The organism is Rhabdaerophilum sp. (assembly GCF_046092605.1).
GTDB lineage: Bacteria > Pseudomonadota > Alphaproteobacteria > Rhizobiales > Beijerinckiaceae > Rhabdaerophilum.
The window spans coordinates 1-5,027 of record NZ_JBJTDY010000112.1 but is presented as its reverse complement, the minus strand read 5'-3'; the positions used below and the strand labels follow the sequence as shown (position 1 = coordinate 5,027).

5 protein-coding genes are annotated in these 5,027 nt (G+C 64.2%); all 5 read right to left on the bottom strand.

Annotation, left to right across the window (positions count from 1 at the left end; genetic code table 11):
- Positions 1 to 388: 388 nt before the first annotated feature.
- The gene (locus ACKODO_RS08860) at positions 389 to 1,147 is read right to left on the bottom strand and encodes an ABC transporter ATP-binding protein (RefSeq protein WP_408983076.1); all 759 of its coding nucleotides are present in this window, start codon (positions 1,145 to 1,147) and stop codon (positions 389 to 391) included.
- The gene (locus tag ACKODO_RS08855; RefSeq protein ID WP_408983075.1) at positions 1,144 to 1,998 is read right to left on the bottom strand and encodes an ABC transporter ATP-binding protein; all 855 of its coding nucleotides are present in this window, start codon (positions 1,996 to 1,998) and stop codon (positions 1,144 to 1,146) included. Before ACKODO_RS08855 ends, ACKODO_RS08860 begins: the two co-directional genes overlap by 4 nt.
- Complete coding sequence (nikC, locus tag ACKODO_RS08850) at positions 1,998 to 2,888, bottom strand: nickel transporter permease (protein ID WP_408983074.1); 891 nt, start codon at positions 2,886 to 2,888, stop codon at positions 1,998 to 2,000. Before nikC ends, ACKODO_RS08855 begins: the two co-directional genes overlap by 1 nt.
- A gap of 10 nt (positions 2,889 to 2,898) precedes the next feature.
- Positions 2,899 to 3,927: an ABC transporter permease gene (locus ACKODO_RS08845; RefSeq protein WP_408983073.1), complete on the bottom strand. Its 1,029-nt coding sequence runs from the start codon at positions 3,925 to 3,927 to the stop codon at positions 2,899 to 2,901.
- Positions 3,928 to 3,997: 70 nt separating this feature from the next.
- A partial coding sequence (locus ACKODO_RS08840) for an ABC transporter substrate-binding protein (RefSeq protein ID WP_408983072.1) occupies positions 3,998 to 5,027 on the bottom strand: 1,030 nt, incomplete at its 5' end.

The window sequence follows — 5,027 nt, the reverse complement described above, 5'->3', positions numbered from 1 at the left end:
GCCCGCAAAGGCCAGAGCCAGCGCCCCGATGACGCTGACAGCCGGGAAGGGCTCCCAGAGCCGGAACCATACAGCGGCGGCAGCCAATACCGCGATGCCGATCCTGAGCACCGCGCGGCGTTCGAAGGCCGAATGCTGGTGAATGGAATCGGGCACAGCCTTGTTCGACACGAAATCAACCTCCTGCCGCCGGTCCTCACGGGAGACGGGACATTATTAGAACCGCTCTAGAGCGGACTCCGATCTGATTGAATGAGACTATCCGTTCTCGTTTCTTGTGATTTCACGCATTTTCTTCGACCAACCGGTATCGAATGGATCGGAAAACGCTTCAGGCTAGTAGAATTCCGGCCCGCATTTGTTGTGGCGGATCAAACGCTGCAACGGATCAGCAGGCAGTGATGGCGCCATGCGCGCGGCGCGAGGCCGCGAGAAGATCGCGCGTATAGGCTTCATGGATGTCACCGGAGCGAATGGCATCGAGTGTGGCCTCCTCCACGATCTGCCCTTCCTTCATCACGGCGACGCGGCCGCAGAGATGGCCGACAACCGCGAGATTGTGGCTGACCAGCACGAGAGTCAGCCCGCGCGCGCCCTTCAAATCCGAGAGAAGGTTCAGAACTTCCGCCTGAATGGAGACATCCAGCGCGGAGGTGGGCTCATCCAGCAGCAGGATCGAGGGTTCGAGAATGAGTGCCCGGGCAATCGCCACCCGCTGGCGCTGGCCGCCCGAGAGCTGGTGCGGATAGCGGAAGCGAAAGCCGCCATCGAGGCCCACATCCGCCAATGCGCGGTTGATCCGGTTGTCGGCATCGCCGAGACCGTGGATCGCCACCGGCTCGGCGAGCGTCGCATCCACGGTCATGCGCGGATGGAGCGAACCGTAGGGATCCTGGAAGACCATCTGCACCTGCCGGTAGAAGGCGGGCGGGCGTTTGGCCTTCTGCGGCTCGCCGGCAATGGTGATGCTGCCGCTCCACTCACGGTTCAGCCCGGAAAGCGCGCGCAGGATGGTGGATTTGCCCGAACCCGATTCCCCCACGATGCCGTAGCTCTCGCCCTCGCCCACCGTGAAGCGGACATCCTTCACGACATGCGAGGCGCCGAAGCGGACATCAAGGCCGGAGACCGTGATGGCGTCGCTCATGTCCCGGCCCCATTCGCCCAGGCGGGGTCGCGCTTCAGTGTGGCGAGGCGATCCTTCGGGTGGTCGAGATCGGGCAGGCAGCCGAGCAGGCCTTGCGTGTAGGGGTGCTTGCCCCTGGAGAGCGCCCTGGCATCGAGCGTTTCCATCACGCGGCCCGCATACATCACCACCACCCGGTCGCAGAAGGAGGCGACCAGCGGCAGATCGTGGCTGATGAAGATCAGGCCCATGCCGCGATCGGTCACCAGCCGCTCGAGAATATCCAGCACCTGCGCCTGAACCGTGACATCGAGCGCTGAAGTGGGCTCGTCCGCGATCAGGATATCCGGCTCGCCGATCAGCATCATCGCGATCATCACGCGCTGGCCCATGCCGCCGGAAACCTCATGCGGATAAAGATCATGGACGCGCGCGGGCTCGCGGATCTGAACGGCTTCGAGCATGGCGAGCGCGCGTTCGCGAGCCTCGGAGCGGCTCGCTTTCGTATGCACGCGATAGGCCTCGCCGATCTGCTGGCCCACGGTCATCACCGGGTTCAGGGAGAATTTCGGATCCTGCATCACCATGGAGATGCGCTTGCCGCGGATGGCGCGACGGCCATGCCTGTCGAGGCCCATCATCTCCTGTCCGCGGAATTCCATGCGGTCGGCACTCACCTCGCCGGGCCAGGGCACGAGATCAAGGATCGCGCGGCCGGTCATGGATTTGCCCGAGCCGGATTCGCCCACGATTGCGAGTTTCTCGCGCCCCAGCGTGAAGGAGAGACCGCGCACGGCTTCCACGATGCGCGTCGGCGTATGAAAGCGCACGCGCAGGTTCTCGACCGCGAGGAGGGGTGTTTCAACACGCATCAGCGGGCATCCAGCACGTCGCGCAGGCCATCGCCCAGCAGGTTGAAGCCGAGCGCCACAAGGCAGATCGCGAGGCCCGGGAAGGTCGCAACCCACCATTGGTCGAAGATGTATTCGCGGCCATTGGCGATCATCGCCCCCCATTCCGGCATGGGCGGCTGCGCGCCAAGGCCCAGGAAGCCGAGGCCGGCGGCCGTGAGGATGATGCCCGCCATGTCGAGCGTGGTGCGCACGATGAGCGAGGGAATGCAGACCGGCATGATGTGCTTGAGCACGATGCGGGTATTCGAGGCGCCCTGCAGCCGCACGGCGGCGATGTAATCGGAATTCCTGACCACCATCGTCTCGGCGCGGGCGACGCGCGCGTAAGGAGGCCAGGTCGTAAGCGCGATGGCGATGCAGGCATTCTCGATGCCCGGGCCGAGCACGGCCACGAACGCGAGCGCCAGCACGAGGCGCGGGAAGGCCAGGAAAATATCGGTGACGCGCATCAGGATGCGGTCGGTCCAGCCGCCGAAATAGCCCGAGACGGTGCCGATCAGGAGCCCGATCGGGCCGACCGAGATCACGACCAGCAGCACAATGACGAGCGTGACGCGTGTGCCATGCACGATGCGCGAGAAGATGTCGCGGCCCAGCGCATCCGTTCCGAACCAGTTCTTCGCCGAGGGCGCGAGCAGGCGCTGGTCGAGGTTCTGCGCGAGCGGATCATGCGTCGCGATGAGCGGTGCAAAGGCTGCGGCCAGCAGCAGTATCACCACGATCGCAAGGCCAGTCAGAGCCAGCGGGTTGGCCTTCAGCGCAAGCCAGCGGCGATAGGCCTGCGCAAGGCGCGCCTGTCCGCGCGAGGCGGGCGCTTCGGAGGTGAGGTAGGCGTAAAGGCCGCTCATGCCACGCTCCTCACCGCGCTCGCGGGTCTAGGATGCGCGCCAGCAGGTCTGTCAGCAGGTTGATTCCGACAAAAACCGCGCCCACCACGATGGTGCCGCCGAGCACCGCGTTCATATCCGCGCTCAGCAAGGAATTGGTGATGTATCGCCCCAGCCCCGGCCAGGCAAAGACCGTCTCGGTGAGAACCGAGCCCTCGAGCAGGGTCGCATAGGAAAGCGCGATGACGGTCAGCAGCGGCACCATCGCGTTCCTGAGGCCATGCCGCCAGATCACCCGCGTTTCCGACATGCCCTTCACCCGCGCCGTGATGATGTATTGCTGCTGCAATTCCTGGATCATGAAAGAGCGCGTCATGCGGCTGATATAGGCGGTCGAGAACAGCCCGAGGCAGGAGGAGGGCAGGATGAGATGCGAAGCCGCGTTGCGGAAGGCATCCCAATCGCCCTGCAGCGCGCAATCCAGCAGCATCACGCCGGTGATCGGCTCGATGAAATCCTGGTAGCTGATGCCGATCCGCCCGGGACCGGACACCCAGCCGAGCTTCGCGTAAAAGAGCAGAAGGCCCATCAGGCCCAGCCAGAAGATCGGCACGGAATAGCCGAAGAGCCCGATAAACCGGGCGAGATGATCCGGCCAGCGGCCCTGCTTCGTGGCGGCCAGCACACCCAGTGGAATGCCCAGCGTGATGCCGATCAGCGTGCCAAGCGTCGCGAGTTCGAGCGTTGCGGGGAAAACGCGGCGGATATCCTCGATCACCGGGTTCGAGGTGAGGACCGATTTGCCGAAATCGCCGGAAAACACCTTCTGGAGGTAGATCCAGAACTGCACGATCAGCGGCTTGTCGAGGCCGAGTTCCAGCCGCGCGCGCTCATAGACATCCGCCGGCGCACGATCCCCCACCACCGCCAGAACCGGGTCCACCGGCATCACGCGGGCGATGAAGAAGGTGACCGCGAGCAGGCCAAGAAGCGTGATGGCGACCGTCGAGATTTCGCGCCCGACCGTTCCTGCGAGGCTCAGGGCCTGCTTGCTCGCCATACCGTGGTGATCCCAATGAATGATGCGCAAGAACGGAGCGGCGGGCTCATGCCGCCGCTCCCGATTGGCCTCAGCCTTTCACGATGTTCCAGTAGTAGTTGCCGCTGGAAGACGGGCCGATGCGGAAGCCGGTGACATTCTTGCGCGAGGCCGCAACCTCGATCTGCTGCGAGATGATCACGAAGGGCGAGGTCTTCTGGTGCTCGCGCTGGAGTTCCTCGTAGACCGCCTTGCGCTTCTCGGTGTCGCGTTCGAGCACGTTGGCGAGCGTCTTCTTGGTCATTTCGGGGATGTCCCAGGCATTGCGCCAGGCGAGCGTCTTGGAGCGCGCATCGTCGGCATTGCTCTCGTTGATCGCGAAGGTCTCGGCATTGGTGTGCGGGTCGAGATAATCCGGGCCCCACTGGCCGATGAAGATGTCATGCGTGCGGGCGCGATACTTGGTCAAAGTCGCGCGGCCCTCGCCCGGAAGCAGTTCGAGCTTGATGCCCGCCGCCGCCCATTGCGCCTGCAAAGCCTGCGCGATGTCGGTGAAGGGCGAGGCGTTGCGCACGTCCATCGTGATGGAGAAGCCATCCTTCAGGCCGGCCTTTTCGAGCAGGGCCTTGGCCTTCGCGACATCATACTTGTAGGGCTTGTCGGTGATCGCGCCAAGGAAGCCCTTCGGCAGGAAGCTCTGGTGCGTCGCGTAGGTGCCTTGCGTGATGTTGCGCTCGATGGCCTCGTAATCCGTCAGCCATTTCAGCGCCTCGCGCACTTCGGGCTTGGCGAGGTTCGGGTTCTTCGTGTTGAGCCCGAGATAGAGGATGTAGCCCTTGTCGCCCTGGCTGATGGTCAGGTCCTTGTTCTGCGAGACCGGGGTCAGCTGGTCCTTCAGCAGGTTGCGGGCGTAATCGACGTCGCCCTTCTCGAGCAGCAGGCGCTGGGAGGCGAGTTCCGGCACGTGCCGCACGATCACGCGGCGGGTCTTCGGCGTGCCCCCGATCCAGTTCGGATTGGCTTCGAGCGCATATTGCTCGTTGGCGCGCCAGCCGCGCAGGATATAGGCGCCCGAGCCGGCCGAGTTGCGCTTCATCCAATCGTTGCCGAAGTCGTTATCC